The following is a 16,647-nucleotide window of genomic DNA, read 5'->3' on the forward strand; positions in this document are numbered from 1 at the left end:
GCCTCCTACTTTCCTCTTAGTTCTTCGAGTCTGCGATCAATTTCTTTTAATACAACTTCGGTAATGTATTTCTTTAACTCCTCGAGATATCTAATTTCGTCTTCTCTACTTGGTGGTTTAATCCAGCTCCAACACCATCCTCTTCCATATATCCATCCAGGCCTCTCCCAAGACGGTAGGTGCCTCCATGGTCCACGACCAGGCCAGTGCTTCCACCAGGGCATGTTTTACCACCAATTTGAAACATGTTTCAAAACCCCTTATAAACAATATTTATCTAGAGTGAAACATGTTTCAAATGGACAGGGTCTAACTCTGCTGGAGTAAATCCTCTCTCCTAGAAGGAGTTATTTTAAGTGGTTTTCTCTCTACTAGTGCTTTTGCTATTTTAACTCTGGCTTGCTCTAGTATACGCCAAAATGTTGTTTTAGACAATCCCATTTTAACAGCTGCTTCATCTGTGGTTAATCCATCATAGTGGACTAGTTTAAATGCTTCTAGTTCGTAATCATATATTTCTACGTAGTCTGCAATCACCGGGCTGGTTGTTTTTACTGGGATATAGAATAGCTCTTCTACCATTTTCAACTCGGCGCCTTCCATACAGCTCAGTCTTCTACGCCACTGCCGCATACAACGTCTAGGCGTAAACACCACCTTGATATACATTGTTGTTTAATCAACTAATATCTACTATGCCACTGTGTATGGCATTGAACTCGGAGACTGCGAGGAGAGCAGGGGGATAGAAAGCTGTTTTGTCCTGAGACTAGTTAAAACAATAAAGTGTATTACACTCTATTGAATTCTGCTAGGCTGGTACGTAGATTTTAACTCTTCTTCCACCACTATATAGCTTCATAAATCCTTGTTTAACTGCTTCATTCAATACTTTCTTGGCGTCGCTTATAGTGATGTTATATGTTGTTGCAAGCATGTATGGAGTAATGTATTTAACATTTCCTTTTTCTACTTCTGCTTTGAGCTTGGTGAGTACTTCTCCAAGGTCGTTTAGACTCCTCATTGAAACCTCTTCTGGAACACTTAGTTTCTCTCTTGTTTTCTTTTGTTTCTGTGTAGACATATCTAAGCACCCCTGTGAAACCACGATGTCTTCTCTTACTATGTATTCAATCACGGGTTTTAAATATACTACCTAGTGAGATTTCTAATGTACAGCTTGTATGCTAGTAGCAATCCAAATATACACCATACTACTAGTCCACCTAGATTAAACAATAAGTCTACTTGCTGGATATATCCAAAACTATACCTGTAGATATTAACAGCCATTGAGACAGGCGAGTAGTATGCTAGTGGAGCGGCTGGGCCCAGCCTCACAGCTATTGCCTTTTCTGGATAGAACACGTTTGATACGAAGAAGAATAAGAAGTATACTAGTGATCTAATCAGCAGCCTGTAAATTAAAATCCCGTGTAAGCGTTGAAACAGTAATAGAAATACTAGACATCGTGGTTGCAAGTAGTAGCGAGGTAGCTAGAATCAACAACCACTTATCCAGCGTGGGCAGACCCATTATTAAAACAGCTAGTATTATAAACCCGAACTGGTATACAAAACCCCTCAATACCCCGCCAAGTATTCTCCCAGCAACAAGTGCTCCTCGTGTAATAGGTAGAGATACAAGGTAGTGTGTAACCTCTCTCCTTAACTCTACACCTACTTCTCTCCCAATAGTAAAAGACGAGATGAAAATCGAGAGGCAGAGTATACCTGGAGTAATAAACTTGATGTAGTCTGGTATCAACACAGGGTTTACTATACCCCTAAAAATCAATCCAAATATAACCAAGTCAGCAATATTCATTGCTACTTGACCAGCCAGCCAGTAGATATTCATAAAAAACCTCTTTAAATCCCTCTGAGAAACAATAAATGACTGTAAAACGAATTCTCTAAGGCCCACCATTACCTCCACCCGCCAGCTTCAAGCTTCTTTTCATAGTATTCAATAGCAAGTATAAGCAAGCCCATAGAGAAGCCTATTAAATACACTAATGAAGCCCATAATCCATGCTGTACTACAAGGTAGTATTCGGGAAACAATAGTATTCTAAGGAAGTCAGCCATGTGCGAGATGGGATTTGCTAGTGCAGCAATATAGTATGGTGCTATACCAGTAGCCATTATTACTGGTAGCGGGTAGAAAACCGTGCTAAGCCTCACTAGTAGCGCGTCAATAGCTCCTACTATTATATCAGTGAGGTCTGTTGATTTCACAGTGAAAACAATCATTATAACAAATGATACAACACCCATTGAGAAAACAAGCGCAGAGACTAGCGATACCAGTATAGCTAGTATATCGCGGACGCCGAGCACCATGTATACTATTATCATCATTGGAAACGTAAATATAATAGTTGAAATACTACTACCAATAACCCTGCCAACTGCGAGTATGTTTCTTTTAACTGGTAGTGCGAGGTGGTATTCAACTATTCCATCATCGAATTCATCTGCTATCATATAGCCTCTCGCAATACTCGCAGAGTATAGGAGTGTAGTGTATACTCCGAGAATGTAGAAGTGGTAGTAGTCTACTCCACCAGTATACTGGGTTACACTGTGAGAGACAATATATGATATTGCACGTGCAAAAACCAGTATTTGAACAGTGAACCAAGCCCACCTCATAGCAATAAATACTTTTTGATTCTTCAGCTTTATTAAGTCCCATGAAGCAATAACGAGTAGTGTTCTAAGCATTGACACCCTATTCTTCACCTCGTAGTTTAGCACCAGTAATATATGTGAATACATCGTCTAGTGTTGGCTCTTTAACCATAATCTTCTTTATTCGAACACCTCTCTTTTTAAACAAGTCGACAATATCTACTACTTTCTCTTCGCCTTTTTCCACATATATAGTAATCCTATTGCTTTCGTGTTTTACTTTACCGTAGACCTCTAGTTCTCTCAACAACTCGCCTGGTAGACTCGACGCTTCGTATTGCACTTCTATTACGTCTCCACTGGGAATAGAGTCTTTTAACTCGCTTATCGTTCCCAGCGCCCTCAACCTACCCTTGTATATAATACCAATCCTCTCGCAAACCCTTTCAGCTTCAAACATGTCGTTTGTTGCTAGTATAACAGTTGTTCCCTCATCGCGTAGTTTCTTGATTACATCCCATAATGCATGTTTAGATAAGACATCTACTTGTGCTGTTGGCTCGTCGAGTATTGCAACTCTTGGTTTTTGAATTAATACTTTTGCTAGTTCAACTTTTTTCCTTGTTCCACCACTCAACTGGTAGAACTGTTTGTTTCTGTGCTCCCATAATCCAAGCAACTCCATTACTTCTCTTACAACTCTCTTTGCCTCTTCCCCAGAGTAGCCCACTACTCTAGCATGCCACTTCAATAGGTCTATTGGCTTATCAATCCACATGGCCTTCGGGTCTTGGAACGCTATACCAACTAGTTTTCTAACCTCGTAGTCTTCACGTGTAACACTGTGTCCAAATACATAGATGTCTCCACCACTCGGTTTGTAAACAGTAGCTATTGTGAGAAGTGTTGTTGTCTTGCCCGAGCCATTGGGGCCTAGTAGCCCGAATATTTCTCCCTCGTATATATCGAGTGTTAAATTATCAACTGCTATGAAGCTACCGAATTTCTTAGTGAAATTCTTTATTTCAACTGCTTTATTCTTCATAAAATCAATCCTTTACTCTATACTTCTATAGAGAAAATACATTGTTTTAATTTATTTATATCTCTCTGGATATCTATGAGGAAGTTAGAGATACATTTACTTGTGATGTTTAAATATCCCACCCCCCTATAAAGTAAACTTTGGCTGAGAACTTGATTGAATACGCTGAGCTAGTTGTGCTTATTGGTGCACCACTATACATAGTTGCTATTATTCTATATTCATATAGGTTGCTTATGGGCCCAACAATCCCCGACATGGTTCTCGCCGCTGACTCGTTATCGTATGATCTAGCGGTGTTTTTAATGGCTCTTGCAATATACCATAGAACACCGTTTCTCATAGCTCCACCTATAATGCTTGCTTTATGGGTCTATCTACTCGACGTCTATGTATCTAAATACTTGGTTACACGCGAGGTGGGAGTATGATCGAGGCCGTGTTATTCTGGGTTGGAAGTGCGTTATTTATTATTGGTGGAGTATTTGACTTGATTGCTGCTATTGGACTAGTTAGATTTCCAAACTTCTATGTTAGACTACACGCTGCAACTATTGGTGCTATATATGGTGCTGTACTACCACTAATTGGTATTTCACTAATGGCCCTGGGGCTACCAGAACTACCAGGTAGATTCGCTATTGCAGGAGCGTCTTTTGTAACAGCTATTCTATTATTGATTGTTGCTCCCATTGGAAGCCATGTACTAGCATATGCAGCACATAAATCAAAAACAGTTGAGTGGAACCCCATTGTAGACCACCTAGTAGAGGATGAGACACAATGATACTACCCATAATACTATTAATTACCGCTTCACTATTAAGCCTGGTTTTCGTCTACATGGCTATTACAGAAAAAGACTTGTTGAAAGCAATTGTATTCTCAGCTGGTCAGAGTATATCTTACGCCATACTATTACAAACAATGTCTACACCAGATATTGTAATGACATATGTAACAGTATCGGTTGGATTATACTCTGCACTAGTACTATTTGTTATTAGCAAGACAGAGAGGTTTGAGGGTGGTTGATAGTGAATACTAGAATCCTAGTATTAATTCTACTAGTTGTATTCGCCCTTAGTGTATCAATAGTGGCTTCACTAGTACTAGATATACCTATTCCACAGAGTTTAAAAGAACTAGCAGTATACTATGTTACCAATACCATTAGAGACACTGGTAGCCCAGAAGCAGTTGCAGCAATAGTCTGGGATTATAGAGGACTAGATACAATATATGAAACACTAGTATTATACCTGGCAATAGTTGGTGGACTAGCAATATTTAGAATAAGCGTGAAAAACATTACGAAAACCCCTATGGGACTAACACTCTTCTCAAAGACCTCTACCAAAATAATCTCGTTGCTAATAGCCACTATATCAACAGCTATTACATTCCACGGTCATTTAACACCTGGTGGTGGATTCCCGGGTGGTTCAGCACTAGCTGTAGCTGCTATGTTGATAATACCCGTGTTTTCAATGTATGCACTATTAGAAAAGGGTATTACTAGTACAAAACTAGTTGCTCTAAGAGGATTTGCACTGACAGCCATTGGATTAGTAGCACTACTCCCCGTAGTAAAAGGACTAGAAATTGTAACAAACCAGAAATTCTATCCTGCACAAGTACTCGGCATACCGATAAGTGGTAGTATATCGCTATACAATATATTCGAGTCTATTGCAGTAGCATCTGGTTTTATTGCTGTAGCCCTCTATTTATCTATACCCGAAGAACTCTACAAAACAGGTGAGACCAGTGCTTGAAGAAGTATCCTATACTCTAATAGTAATAATACTTGCATTAAACTCGTTGATAGCAATATATGGAATAGTGTATAGAAGAAGCCTGGTTAAAAAACTAATTTCACTTACAATACTCTCAGACACTATATTTGTAGCTGTAATTCTCGCAGGCTTCTACTTTACACACCCCCTTATACCACCAGTATACGAAGATCTAAGCGGGGGAAATGTAGACTACATGATTAAACACGCCTCAGACCCGCTTCCACAAGCACTAGTATTAACCGGTATAGTAATCGGTCTAGCAATAAATGCACTCATAGCTTTCGGTATTATTCAAGCTTATAGATTGACTGGTACTACTGATGCAAAGAAAATAATTGAAATACTAAGTGGGAGTGGGGTGGAAGAGTAATGTTGAAATACCTAGTTGTATGGTTACTAGTGTTTATAGTCTACATTATTTTTACTGGTTCAATATCGCCATTAACACTAATTACTGGTCTACTAGTATCAATAATACTCAGTATTATAACTGCAAAATATCTTGTAGAAGACGAGGAGAAATTAAAACAACCCATTAGATTCCTATACCTAGTATACTACTTCATAAAGTACATTACAATAATAGAGTTTAGAGCACACATGGATGTTGTTAAAAGAATATTTACTATGGATATAAATCCAGGCATAGTGAGAGTACCGGTTGCTTCTGTTTCAAGGTATGCTAGACTACTCGTAATGAGCTCTATTACCAATACACCTGGAACAATAGTAGTAGACGAGAAAAACGACTACTTCTACGTCAACTGGATCAATGTAACCACTACAGATCCATTAAAAGCAAGAGAGAGTATAAGCTTGGAATTCGAGCGCTTTGCAAGTAGAATATTTGATTGAGGTGGGGAGTTTATGATCGAAGTATTAATTGGTTTAATACCCTTTATCCCTGCATTTACAGCTTTTCTAACACCACTAGTATATCTATCATCTAGAAATAGATATATTGTAATGGCTACGGGGATAACAGGGCTATTTATAACCACTATACTCTCACTACTAGTTACAATAGAAGCATATAGACTAGAATCTCCACTTGTATTTAAAGCAGCTGGTTGGCCTGCACCCATAGGTATAACGTATATTGTAGACCGTTTCAGTGCATTGCTCGGACTAGTTACATCATTCATACTTCTCATGATTATGACTTATAGTGTGAGCTATATTGTTGATGATGGCTACCCATGGTATACAATACTACTACTCGGAAATGCCTGTGGACTACTAGGCGTTATATACACGGGTGATTTATTCAATTTATTCGTAATGCTAGAAGTAACAAGTGTATCTAGTTATGGACTTGTAATGTATTATAGACATAGAGGAGACTCTATTGTATCAGGATTAAAATACGCGTTTATAGGCTCGCTTGGTACAGCACTATACCTGCTCTCAATGGGCCTTGTATACAGTTATTATGGAACACTAAACATAGTAGACTTTTCACTGAGAATACCTATTGTAACAAGCGAGGTAAACTACATAGTCTTCGGGTTAATACTGGGTATTTCACTCTGGACTTTTAGTATAAAGAGCGGTGTATTCCCCAATCACTTCTGGCTACCAGACGCACACCCAGCTGCACCAACACCTATATCTGCACTATTAAGTGGTCTCGTAGTAAATACTGGTATTGTAGGACTCTATAAATTCCTCTATATTGCTACTTGGAGTGCTATGAGCGACCCATTATACAGTGTTAGAGAAACTATTTCACTAATAGCTATCGTTATGGGTGGATTATCGGCGCTAGTTGGTGGTTTACTAATGATGATCCAGGCAGATGTAAAGAGGTTGATTGCATATTCTACTGTTATGAATCTCGGCTATTTGTTTATGGGTATAGCGTGTATTAGTGAACTAGGACTACTAGCCTCTACATACTATATCATAATGCACTCACTAGCTAAAGCAACACTCTTCTTGAGTACTGGTGTATTTATAAAAATAGCTGGTAGTAGAAATATAAACGAGCTCTCAGGCCTGGGAACAAGGTATTTATTACCAGGACTAGCTTTTACAGTGTCAACACTGACACTCGCTGGTATTCCACCACTACCTGGATTTCTAGCGAAACTATTATTATACAATGCACTCTTCGAGTACAATCCATTAGCCGCTATACTAGTGATTATTGCAAGTGCTATTGGACTACTATCATATATGAGACTGTTCTACATCGTGGTATTAGGTACGCCAATAACAGGAAAGAAGAAAATAGATTTCAAAGCAGCCAAGATTACACTAGCTGTATTAACACTCGTTATAGTAGCACTAGGTATTCTATTCCTACTAGGACCAGAAAACCTAGAAGTAGTATTTGGCTCTTGTGCATCTCAAACAATAAATATCGAAGAATACATTATTAGCGTTACAAATAAACTTTACTCAACGTAGACTTTTTTATTCAATACATATTTCAATTAAATCCCCGTCTCTAACTCCAAGAACATCTCTTAATTTAACACTAGCTATTACCTCTACTACTCTACAATCATGTCTAGATGCAAGAGGCCTTAATACGACTACTCTCACTCCACGAATCCAACCCTTATACGCTATTGCACTACAAAGACCTGGTTCTGGTGGATTAATAATTAATGGCTCTATCCCCCCTAACACCTCGTTGAAGCACTTGTCTAGAACAATATTTAGTGTTCCAGGATATGGTTTGCCATCAATTAAACCCTCGAATAAACCACTATATTTCTCAACGAAATACCATGCTCTACCTATTCCAGACACCACTCTTCCCTGTATGCAGAGTGTCAATTCTACAATACACCCTTCCACTATTGTAATCAAGAGGAAAAAGAATTGAGTGAATTAAAAAATAATTGTTGTCGTTGAAGGGTTTTACTTTAACTCAACTATTTTTTCGAGAACTGGTATTACATAGTCTAGTTTTAGTTTTTGTAGTGTTTCTTTTCTCGGTATTCCACGCTCGTCCCATCCCCTCATTTCATAGTACATATCTAGCATTTTATTGTATTTGTCGAAGTCTAGTTTCATACCTGTATATGGACCCTTGGTTAATGGGTGTTTAAACCACCTTATTGGTGCATAGTCCATTTCACGGCTCCAGTCTCCGTGTTCTCTTATCCAGTATGCTCTGATCAACGAGTATATTCTATTGGCTACTACTCTAATATCTTCTAGTGTCCAGGTTACACCAGTAGCCGCTGTCAATAACTTGGGGTAGTATTCTAGGTCTAGTGCTACTTCTACCCATGGTAGTCTACAAGTCGTCAGCGACTCGAACATTCCACCCCTCATGTCTTGTAGGAATACTAGTCTCTCGACTTTTTCTCTCGTGTATCCAAACCTGTCAGTTCTAACCTCGAATGCTATAATCCACGCGTCTTTGTGGTGTGCGCCAATTGGAGAAGTACCATATGCCAGTGCCATTGCTGGTGCAGCGTGGCAGTCGTATGCAGATACTTCTAATCCCTTGACGTGTACTGCGAATTCCCGTGCTTCTCTACCGAGGCTACGGGACATTCTCATTACTCCCTCTGCTAGGAATGCACCGAGGCCCCTCCTATGGGATATATCTATTACCAGCCTCTTGATCTCTCTGTAATCGCCCCATTCTAGTTTCTCCTCGACTAGTTTTCTCTCACTCGCCTCCATGTAGAATCCAAGCGAGTTACCCAGGCTTATAGTGTCTAATCCCATTTTATCTGCTAGTTTGTTTATTTCTCCCACACGTCTCAAATCACTTAGGAGAATATTGCTTCCAAGCATTGCCACGTTTTCATAGTCTAACTCGCTCTCTTCGCTTGAGTCGTCTAGTATTACGTTTCCACACTGCATATTGCAGAATGGACAGCCCCTCCTAGCTATTTTGATCTTTTCCATTAAGTCTCCACTAATAGACTCGTACTCCTCCCAAACACCCTCTCTAAAGTTCCTTGTTGGCAAGACACTGTTTTGCTGGCTCCAGACAATAGTGGCCATTGTACCCTGTCTAATCCAAAAGTCGTAGTTGTCGCTCTTCATGATTTTTTCATATGCTTCCTCAGCAATCTTCCTGAATTCTTCTTTGTTGGCTATTGGCGGCTCTTTAGAGCCCTTTACAACAATGGCTTTGAGTTTCTTACTACCCATTACAGCGCCGACGCCTGGTCTACCACCACTCCTACCCTTCTGTGATATTATAGTTGCATAGCGTACGAGGTTTTCACCAGCCGGGCCAATCAATAGTATTCCAACATTTCTACCGTGTTCCCTGATCAACTTGTCTTCAGCTGTAAACGTGTCTAGACCCCACAAGTCCTCGGCGTCTCTGAATTCTACTTTTTCGTTTTCAATATACAGGTATACAGGCTTCCGCGAAGCACCCGTTACCACGATTGCATCATACCCGCTTCTCTTCAAGTGGAAGCTAGCCATTGAACCCAGGTTTCCATCTCCATATCCAAGTGTCAATGGGCTCTTAGTTGCAACCTGGATTTTACCACTACTTGGAGCTGGTAGCGAGGATAAGGGGCCGTTAGCTATAACCAAGTGGTTGTATGGTGAAAACGGGTCTACTCCTATTGGGTTTAAATCCCATAGTAGCCTTATTGCGAGGCCTCTACCACCAAGGTATTCGAGGTATACTGATGGATCCAGTGTTATCTCTTTGACTTGTTTACTAGTGAGGTTAACGTATAGTACTTTACCCCACCATCCATTCAAACCAATACACCCATATACAATATATACACGCCGGAAAGAATATATACCTTAAGAGAATAGAAGACACTACGAGAGACTTCACTGAGCTAGTTGTGTTTTAATACCCGTCAATATAGTATTAATTTAAAAACCCTGGTAATCCATAAGTATTTTTAGTCAGGGCCCGTAGCTCAGCTTGGTGGAGCGCCCGGCTGATAACCGGGAGGTCCGGGGTTCAAATCCCCGCGGGCCCACTCCTCACAAACCACATTAGTGTTGGAAACTCCTCTAGGTATATACTACTTTACTCTCTTCTTGATTATTTCATGGATTTTTACTACTGGTATAGCTAGGTTTTCGCCATGGTCGTAGAAGATGTCGCCTCCAATAAATACAATGTCTGGTTGCTGGGCTCTCATAACCAGTTTCTCCATGTTTGCTGTTTTCACTAGTGGTAGTGTCTTTAATGGGTTTTTCATGTCGTGGATTATGAGGTCTGAGGCACTGTTTTTCTCTATGTATCCACTATCTACTCCTGTCAACCTATAGGTATTAGTTAGCAACTCGATTGCTTTGTGTGCATCGCCTATTGTCATAAATGCTTCTTCTATTGCGGTTGTTGTATTGCCGTACTGCCTTGTATCTAGTATTCTACACTCACTAGTTATCGTCTTCGGCTTACAGATTACCGTGTTGTATTCTCCTATTACACGGTCTTCAAAGTATACTTTTCCATTATCTACTTCTAGTAGTAGTAGAAACGGGTTTCTAGAGACAGTACCTCTATCGACAATTAAAGCTATTCTCATCATGTTTTCACGTGCAACATCAGCTACTACTTCTGGCTTGCTTGTAATTGCAACTGGTAATGTTACACCATTAATATAGGAGTTTACTAGTCCAACATTAGCTAGTTTTCTCAGTTCTTCACGTGTAAATATACTTAAATCAATATTGTCTAATCCACGTAGAACATATTCTACAATGTCTACTACTACACTGTATCCATGAGTTACCAGCGCGTCGCCCTCAAAGTCATACATTAACTCTACCAGCTCGTATTCTGGCGGCGGGTCTCCCTCACCAGCGTCTTCTATTCTAGACCCATTGATGAATACATATCCATACTTGAATCCACTACTACTCAAAAACCACGTGTTTTTAAGCAGTGTTTTCGTCGCCATACCAGATGCCAATTTCAACACCTTTTCTCCTAGAAACCAATATAGTGTTTAATACGAGTGGTTTATTAATCCTCATATCAACCTGGATCATCACTTACATCAGGCTATCCGCTGTTAATCATCGGCTGTAGAACGCCGGGTCGAACGTGTCAACAATCATCATTATTCAGGCCGCCCATCGACTCCATCCCCGGCTATTTATAACTATTAGAATCAAGGAGTAATAAAATACAGTATGGTGGTGTACAAGTGAAGAAGATAATAGCGTTAATGACCGACTACGGATATAAAGACCCATATGTCGGTGTTTTGAAAGGAGTTATTAAATCAATAAACCCCGACGCTGAAATAATTGATTTAACACACGGTGTAGAGAGACACAATATACTAGAAGCAACAGTAATGCTGGCTGTTTCAGCAAGGTATTTCCCCAGAAATACAATATTCGTTGTAGTAGTAGACCCTGGTGTCGGCGGGGAGAGGAAGTCAATTGTTATAGAGACAAACAACTACATCCTCGTAGGCCCAGATAATGGATGTCTCTCACTACTAGCAGAAATAGATGGTATTAAAAGAGTATTTGACGTGTCGAATTCAAGGTATAGACTGCCAGTAGTATCGTCAACATTTCACGGTAGAGATATTTTTGCACCAGTAGCAGCATGGATTAGTCGTGGAATACCACTAGAAGAAATAGGAGTGGAATTAAAACCAGACGAGATAGTGAGAATGAAAATTGAAAAACCAAGAGTAGACTTGGAAAACAGGGTTGTCGAGGCCTCAATACTATACATTGATGTATATGGAAACATAATGACAAATATTGACGAGTCACTACTACAACAAGTAAAACCAGCACTGTGGAGTAGTATACAAATCTCAAATTATAGCAGAGTATACGAGTGTAAATACGTACCTAGTTTTAGCTGGGTTAGAGAAGGAGAGCTAGCATGCTATATTAATTCATGGGGCTACTTCGAGATAGCTGTGTTTAAAGGAGATGCGAGTAGACTACTAGGTGTTAGACAAGGAGAGAGATTGAAGTTAAAGTTCTCCTAGTTTAGACTCAATATCCGAGAATGTATTCAACTACTACTAGGACACCAATAAACACCATTACCAATCCAGCATATTTCTTGATTTTCAACCAGTCTACTCTACCCTCAATATACTTGGCGACAAGTAGTCCAGATATATTGGCTACTCCATACCCCAACACACCGCCAATCAACACTATTAATGGATTATCGTAGAGCATAGAGAGAGTGAAAACAGTTATCTGGGTTTTATCACCCATTTCCATGAGGAAAACAGTGAGGAATGCAGCTAGTACACCATGTAAACTCGTTTTTTCTTCTTCCTCCTCTTTACCCATTATCATCCAGAATCCAACTCCAATAAACAGTATTCCAGCCAGGATCTTCAATATAGACAAGTCTACCATACTCCTAGCAATAAAGCCGACGACGACAGCAATAATATTTGCAAGTGTAAAACCAAGAATAGACGCGCCGACTACTTGTATAAATCTACCTGTTTGAAGAGCAAGTATAATTGTAGATATCATTGTTTTATCTCCAATTTCAGCTGTAAATACTAGTCCTATTGACAACAACAACGTTGTTATTGAGTCCACTATATTTCACTCTCACTCTTAATCAATCCGCTCTTTGTAATCCAAGTCAAGGTTTATTAATTAAACCATACAGGTGGAATCAACTCTCCCAGTAGGGTACTTGAAATAATGCATTTTGTATTTATATAGCTAGTACGAATTTCTAATTCAACATAGATGAGTATAATGTGTTTACAACTGAAAGCCTCGCCTTTTAAGGCGGGGATGGATAGAAAAGCTTATAAGGTGTGTATCCTATAATGTGTTTTGGGGAGTGCCTCGGTGGGCGAACCTCTAGCGTGGAGTAGCCTTAGAAGCACTAGACATGCTAGGTATTGGTGTGGCTACCACTTTGTGTGGATTCCCAAGTACCGTAAAGATGTTCTTGTGGGGGAGGTTGCTGAGTACACTAGAGAGGTCTTGAAGGAAATACTCAGAGAGTTGGGGTGTGAACCATTAGCTATAGAGGTTATGCCCGACCATGTCCACGTGTTTGCATTATGCCCTCCGAGGCACTCTCCAGCCTATATCGTGAACTACCTGAAGGGTAAGAGCGCTAGGAGGATACTGCAGAGGTTTCCAGGGCTTAGAGCCAAAGCGTCTAGAGGGAAGCTTTGGAGCAGAAGCTACTTCGTGGCAACGGTTGGGAATGTAACGGCCGACGTAGTCAAGAGGTATGTTGAGGAGCAGTGGGCGAGAGAGAGATGAAGAGAACAGTAACGCTGAGACTGCTTCCAGATAAAGATGCTGAAGCGAAGCTGAGGGCTCTCTGTAGCTTGTCGTCGAAGCTCTGGAACGAGCTGAGCTATGCTAGGAGGAGGATGTTCTTCGAGACCAAGAGTGTTGATTTGAAGGGAACATACAAGGAGTTCTACGAGAAGTACAAGACGTTGATTGGCTCAGCGACAGCACAGCAAGTCCTGAACAAAAACGATGAGGCTTGGAGAAGCTTCTTCTCGCTGTTGAAAGCAAAGAAAGAGGGGAGACTACCGCCATTCATGAAAAGGGTTAATCCGCCGAGCTACAGGAAGAGAGGAGGTAGAAGAGTGCTGTGGACAGTTTTAAGAAACGACCAGTACAAGATTGATGGAGATTATATAGTTATCAAGGGTTTGGGAGCCATCGGTTCTTTGAAGGTAAGGTTCTCTGGTAGAATACACATTATTGGTATGCAGGGAAGGGCGGAAATACATTATGACTCTGATGAGGAGAAGTGGTACATACACATATCGTTTGACGTCGAGGAGAAGATGGTTGGGGGCAGGAGGGTTAGAGTTCCCATGAAACCTCTTGGCGATAAAGTTGCTGGAGTAGACATAGGCATCAACAATCTGTTGGCCATCTACGTGGACGATGGCTCCGCCATGCTTGTGCGTGGGAGACCCCTTAAATCAATGAGCTTCTACTGGAGAAACAGGATAGCTAGGTATCAGAGCACTTTGAATAGATATGGATTGAATACATCTAAGAGGCTCAGGAGGATGTACAAGAAGTGGAGAAAGCAGGTGAAGAGCTGCATAGACTGGGCTGTTAGGAACGCTATAGAGTGGTTGCACTATAAAGGTGTTGGAAGAATAATCGTAGGCTACCCCAAATATATTGCACAAGAACCTAACAAGAACTCTAAGGCTAACTTCGAAGTTGTCCATGCATGGAGCTATGGCTATCTACTGAGGAGATTAAAGGAAGTTGCTGAAGAGTACGGAATTGAAGTAGAATACGTTGATGAAAGAGATACGTCGAGGACATGCCCAATATGTAGAACACACATAGGTCACAAGAGAATAGTCAGGGGATTGCTGAAGTGCTACAAACACAACAAAGTGTTCAACGCAGATTTAGTGGGAGCATTCAACATACTCTCGAAGACAAAATCCATAGCCCCGAGCCCCGCCCTAAGCGGGGTAGGGGTAACGCGCCTGAGACCAGGCGCGGGGCTGAACCCAGCTTTCGCTGGGAATGTAGCCCCAAACCTCTCCGCTCCAAAGGGAACCCTCGCCCTTCAGGGCGGGGAGGAGGTCAGGTGGCTGATCCGGTACCTCGTGAAGAACGGAGTCTCACAACTCGGTGGACGCATTGAAGAAGACTAGGTCTATTTATGCTTTATTGATTATTCTACTCGCATCTATGTTTCTAGCTGGCTTCTATACCGGGTTAAATTATTCTAGCGTTACTTCAAGCCAGTATACTGTGAGGGTTGCTACGACTACATCTCTATACCAAATTGGACTACTCGAGGAATTATTCAGCGACTTCAACAATATTACTGGTTTAAACATTAAATTCGACGTATTGGTTAGAGGTTCTGGTGAAACACTAAGACTACTAGCCGACGGCTCTGCTTGTATTGGCTTTACCCATGCCCCCACACTAGAGTTGCAGTATATTGAGAAGGGGTTAATTGAGAAACTAGCGTTTTTTGCATACAACGAGTTCGTTATTGTAGGCCCTGCTAACGACCCGGCAAATATTAGCAGTGCTGAAAATGTCTTTGAGGCATTTAAGAGGATATATATTGCAGGCGAGCAGGGGCTGGCAGTATTTGTAAGTAGAGGAGACTACTCTGGAACACACATCAGGGAAATACAATTATGGAATACTACTGGTTTAAACCCAGAGGGTAGAAAATGGTATTTGAAAACAGGGCAGGGTATGATACAAGCACTAATAATAGCCGAGAACCTTGGAAACGCATATACACTAACTGATATTGCAACATACTCTAAATTAAAGAGTGAGGGGAAGCTGGTTAACCTAGTAGTGTTGAAGACCGATCCAGTAAACCTCGTCAATGTATACTCAATGTACCTGTCTAAAACACCGTCTTGCGATAATCCATATACATGGTATATAGCATACAAGTTTAGAGACTACCTGATTAGCAGGGGCCAGGAGCTAATAGCATCGAGATTTAATGGTTTATTAAACCCTGTTCGTGGACGCGAGGAATTAGTTGGAGAAATATGGAAAGCTTTAACAAAACTATAAATCTTAATTTAATTGAGAGGACGCGATATGACGGAGTCTATTTATACAGTGACAATTAGAAGCATTTATATCTCGTCAATAGCAGCACTAATAGCATTTATGTCCTCGATAGCACTGAGCACTATTATATCGAGGCTTTCAAGAAAATACGTTGAAATAGTATCTAGCGTCTTCGAGGCACTTGTAGGAGTACCAACAACTGTTATTGGTCTACTAGTATACATGTTGCTCTTTCCCAAGGGCCCACTAGGCGCATTAAAACTCATTTATACACCATACGCTATTATAATAGGTGAGTTTCTAGTAGCATTCCCCATGGCGTATACATATATGTTTAGACACTACTATACTCTAAGAGAAAAAATTAGAGAGCTAGTGTTATCACTGGGTTGCACGGAGAAACCAGTATTTAAACTCCTCTTAAGAGAACTAACACCCATCCTACTATCAGCATACCTGGTCTCTTTCTCAAGAGCTATGGGAGAACTAGGTGTTGCATTAATAGTTGGTGGTGGTATTGAAGGCTATACCAATGTATTAACAACAGCTATTGCTATCCAGACATCTCTTGGAAACTATGAGTACGCTATTCAACTCGGATTAATCCTCGTATCTATAACTGTATCACTAGTTGTAGTCTTGAAACTATTGGGTGAACGAGTATTATGGAGATTAGACTAGAAGACGTGTGGTTTACAT

At 40.5% G+C, this 16,647-nt stretch carries 23 protein-coding genes and 1 tRNA gene; 13 read left to right on the forward strand and 11 right to left on the reverse strand.

Annotated elements, in window-relative coordinates; genetic code table 11:
- Window positions 1-5 precede the first annotated feature (5 nt).
- From ACZ5YP_RS02020 to ACZ5YP_RS02050, 7 genes are all read right to left on the reverse strand, one after another.
- Entirely contained in the window at window positions 6-224 is a 219-nt protein-coding gene (locus ACZ5YP_RS02020) for a DUF5320 domain-containing protein (protein WP_464835591.1), read from the reverse strand.
- 85 nt (window positions 225-309) lie between these two features.
- Window positions 310-633: a DUF134 domain-containing protein gene (locus ACZ5YP_RS02025; protein ID WP_464835592.1), complete on the reverse strand. Its 324-nt coding sequence runs from the start codon at window positions 631-633 to the stop codon at window positions 310-312.
- A 178-nt stretch (window positions 634-811) separates the two neighbouring features.
- Entirely contained in the window at window positions 812-1,084 is a 273-nt protein-coding gene (locus ACZ5YP_RS02030; RefSeq protein ID WP_464835593.1) for a 30S ribosomal protein S25e, read from the reverse strand.
- A 68-nt stretch (window positions 1,085-1,152) separates the two neighbouring features.
- Window positions 1,153-1,368: a hypothetical protein gene (locus ACZ5YP_RS02035; RefSeq protein ID WP_464835594.1), complete on the reverse strand. Its 216-nt coding sequence runs from the start codon at window positions 1,366-1,368 to the stop codon at window positions 1,153-1,155.
- A 37-nt stretch (window positions 1,369-1,405) separates the two neighbouring features.
- Window positions 1,406-1,930, reverse strand: a complete 525-nt coding sequence (locus ACZ5YP_RS02040; protein WP_464835595.1) for an ABC transporter permease — start codon at window positions 1,928-1,930, stop codon at window positions 1,406-1,408.
- Window positions 1,930-2,748: an ABC transporter gene (locus ACZ5YP_RS02045; protein WP_464835596.1), complete on the reverse strand. Its 819-nt coding sequence runs from the start codon at window positions 2,746-2,748 to the stop codon at window positions 1,930-1,932. The genes ACZ5YP_RS02040 and ACZ5YP_RS02045 overlap by 1 nt, the downstream gene beginning before the upstream one ends.
- Window positions 2,738-3,682, reverse strand: a complete 945-nt coding sequence (locus ACZ5YP_RS02050) for an ABC transporter ATP-binding protein (RefSeq protein WP_464835597.1) — start codon at window positions 3,680-3,682, stop codon at window positions 2,738-2,740. The genes ACZ5YP_RS02045 and ACZ5YP_RS02050 overlap by 11 nt, the downstream gene beginning before the upstream one ends.
- 152 nt (window positions 3,683-3,834) lie before the next feature.
- On the opposite strand from ACZ5YP_RS02050, the gene ACZ5YP_RS02055 reads away from it, so the two are divergent.
- From ACZ5YP_RS02055 to ACZ5YP_RS02085, 7 genes are read left to right on the forward strand one after another with little or no spacing between them, the layout of a single operon-like run.
- Complete coding sequence (locus ACZ5YP_RS02055; protein WP_464835598.1) at window positions 3,835-4,113, forward strand: MrpF/PhaF family protein; 279 nt, start codon at window positions 3,835-3,837, stop codon at window positions 4,111-4,113.
- Entirely contained in the window at window positions 4,110-4,469 is a 360-nt protein-coding gene (gene mnhG, locus ACZ5YP_RS02060; protein ID WP_464835599.1) for a monovalent cation/H(+) antiporter subunit G, read from the forward strand. The genes ACZ5YP_RS02055 and mnhG overlap by 4 nt, the downstream gene beginning before the upstream one ends.
- Window positions 4,466-4,717: a hydrogenase subunit MbhD domain-containing protein gene (locus ACZ5YP_RS02065; protein ID WP_464835600.1), complete on the forward strand. Its 252-nt coding sequence runs from the start codon at window positions 4,466-4,468 to the stop codon at window positions 4,715-4,717. The genes mnhG and ACZ5YP_RS02065 overlap by 4 nt, the downstream gene beginning before the upstream one ends.
- Window positions 4,718-4,719: 2 nt before the next feature.
- Complete coding sequence (locus ACZ5YP_RS02070; protein ID WP_464835601.1) at window positions 4,720-5,460, forward strand: MnhB domain-containing protein; 741 nt, start codon at window positions 4,720-4,722, stop codon at window positions 5,458-5,460.
- Window positions 5,453-5,854: a sodium:proton antiporter gene (locus ACZ5YP_RS02075; RefSeq protein WP_464835602.1), complete on the forward strand. Its 402-nt coding sequence runs from the start codon at window positions 5,453-5,455 to the stop codon at window positions 5,852-5,854. The genes ACZ5YP_RS02070 and ACZ5YP_RS02075 overlap by 8 nt, the downstream gene beginning before the upstream one ends.
- Entirely contained in the window at window positions 5,854-6,339 is a 486-nt protein-coding gene (locus ACZ5YP_RS02080; RefSeq protein WP_464835603.1) for a Na+/H+ antiporter subunit E, read from the forward strand. The genes ACZ5YP_RS02075 and ACZ5YP_RS02080 overlap by 1 nt, the downstream gene beginning before the upstream one ends.
- Before the next feature lie 12 nt (window positions 6,340-6,351).
- Window positions 6,352-7,896 (forward strand): proton-conducting transporter transmembrane domain-containing protein, encoded by a 1,545-nt coding sequence (locus ACZ5YP_RS02085; protein WP_464835604.1) that lies wholly within the window; start codon window positions 6,352-6,354, stop codon window positions 7,894-7,896.
- Between the two features lie 6 nt (window positions 7,897-7,902).
- Here the strand turns inward: ACZ5YP_RS02085 and ACZ5YP_RS02090 are convergent, their stop codons facing one another.
- Both ACZ5YP_RS02090 and ACZ5YP_RS02095 read right to left on the reverse strand, forming a co-directional pair.
- Window positions 7,903-8,271, reverse strand: a complete 369-nt coding sequence (locus ACZ5YP_RS02090) for a DUF120 domain-containing protein (protein WP_464835605.1) — start codon at window positions 8,269-8,271, stop codon at window positions 7,903-7,905.
- Between the two features lie 84 nt (window positions 8,272-8,355).
- A complete protein-coding gene (locus ACZ5YP_RS02095; protein ID WP_464835606.1) occupies window positions 8,356-10,182 on the reverse strand; it encodes an aldehyde ferredoxin oxidoreductase family protein in 1,827 nt (608 codons plus the stop codon).
- A gap of 159 nt (window positions 10,183-10,341) precedes the next feature.
- On the opposite strand from ACZ5YP_RS02095, the gene ACZ5YP_RS02100 reads away from it, so the two are divergent.
- A tRNA-Ile gene (locus ACZ5YP_RS02100) sits at window positions 10,342-10,415 on the forward strand.
- A 45-nt stretch (window positions 10,416-10,460) separates the two neighbouring features.
- On the opposite strand, the gene ACZ5YP_RS02105 is transcribed toward ACZ5YP_RS02100, so the two are convergent.
- The gene (locus ACZ5YP_RS02105) at window positions 10,461-11,357 is read right to left on the reverse strand and encodes a hypothetical protein (protein ID WP_464835607.1); all 897 of its coding nucleotides are present in this window, start codon (window positions 11,355-11,357) and stop codon (window positions 10,461-10,463) included.
- 258 nt (window positions 11,358-11,615) lie between these two features.
- Between ACZ5YP_RS02105 and ACZ5YP_RS02110 the strand changes: the two genes are divergently transcribed.
- Entirely contained in the window at window positions 11,616-12,404 is a 789-nt protein-coding gene (locus tag ACZ5YP_RS02110) for an SAM hydrolase/SAM-dependent halogenase family protein (RefSeq protein ID WP_464835936.1), read from the forward strand.
- 7 nt (window positions 12,405-12,411) lie between these two features.
- Here ACZ5YP_RS02110 and ACZ5YP_RS02115 read toward each other — a convergent pair whose 3' ends face one another.
- Entirely contained in the window at window positions 12,412-12,981 is a 570-nt protein-coding gene (locus tag ACZ5YP_RS02115; protein WP_464835608.1) for a TMEM165/GDT1 family protein, read from the reverse strand.
- A 261-nt stretch (window positions 12,982-13,242) separates the two neighbouring features.
- On the opposite strand from ACZ5YP_RS02115, the gene tnpA reads away from it, so the two are divergent.
- The 4 genes from tnpA to ACZ5YP_RS02135 are packed head-to-tail and all read left to right on the forward strand — an operon-like array spanning window position 13,243 to window position 16,629.
- Complete coding sequence (gene tnpA, locus ACZ5YP_RS02120; RefSeq protein ID WP_464835609.1) at window positions 13,243-13,668, forward strand: IS200/IS605 family transposase; 426 nt, start codon at window positions 13,243-13,245, stop codon at window positions 13,666-13,668.
- On the forward strand, window positions 13,665-15,050 hold the full coding sequence (locus tag ACZ5YP_RS02125; RefSeq protein WP_464835610.1) for an RNA-guided endonuclease InsQ/TnpB family protein: 1,386 nt from the start codon (window positions 13,665-13,667) through the stop codon (window positions 15,048-15,050). Before tnpA ends, ACZ5YP_RS02125 begins: the two co-directional genes overlap by 4 nt.
- Window positions 15,037-15,948, forward strand: a complete 912-nt coding sequence (locus tag ACZ5YP_RS02130) for an ABC transporter substrate-binding protein (RefSeq protein WP_464835611.1) — start codon at window positions 15,037-15,039, stop codon at window positions 15,946-15,948. The genes ACZ5YP_RS02125 and ACZ5YP_RS02130 overlap by 14 nt, the downstream gene beginning before the upstream one ends.
- A 27-nt stretch (window positions 15,949-15,975) precedes the next feature.
- Window positions 15,976-16,629 carry an ABC transporter permease gene (locus ACZ5YP_RS02135; RefSeq protein ID WP_464835612.1) on the forward strand — a complete coding sequence of 218 codons (654 nt, stop codon included), beginning with the start codon at window positions 15,976-15,978 and terminating at the stop codon, window positions 16,627-16,629.
- Window positions 16,630-16,647 lie beyond the last annotated feature (18 nt).

Source organism: Sulfophobococcus zilligii, from assembly GCF_055398255.1.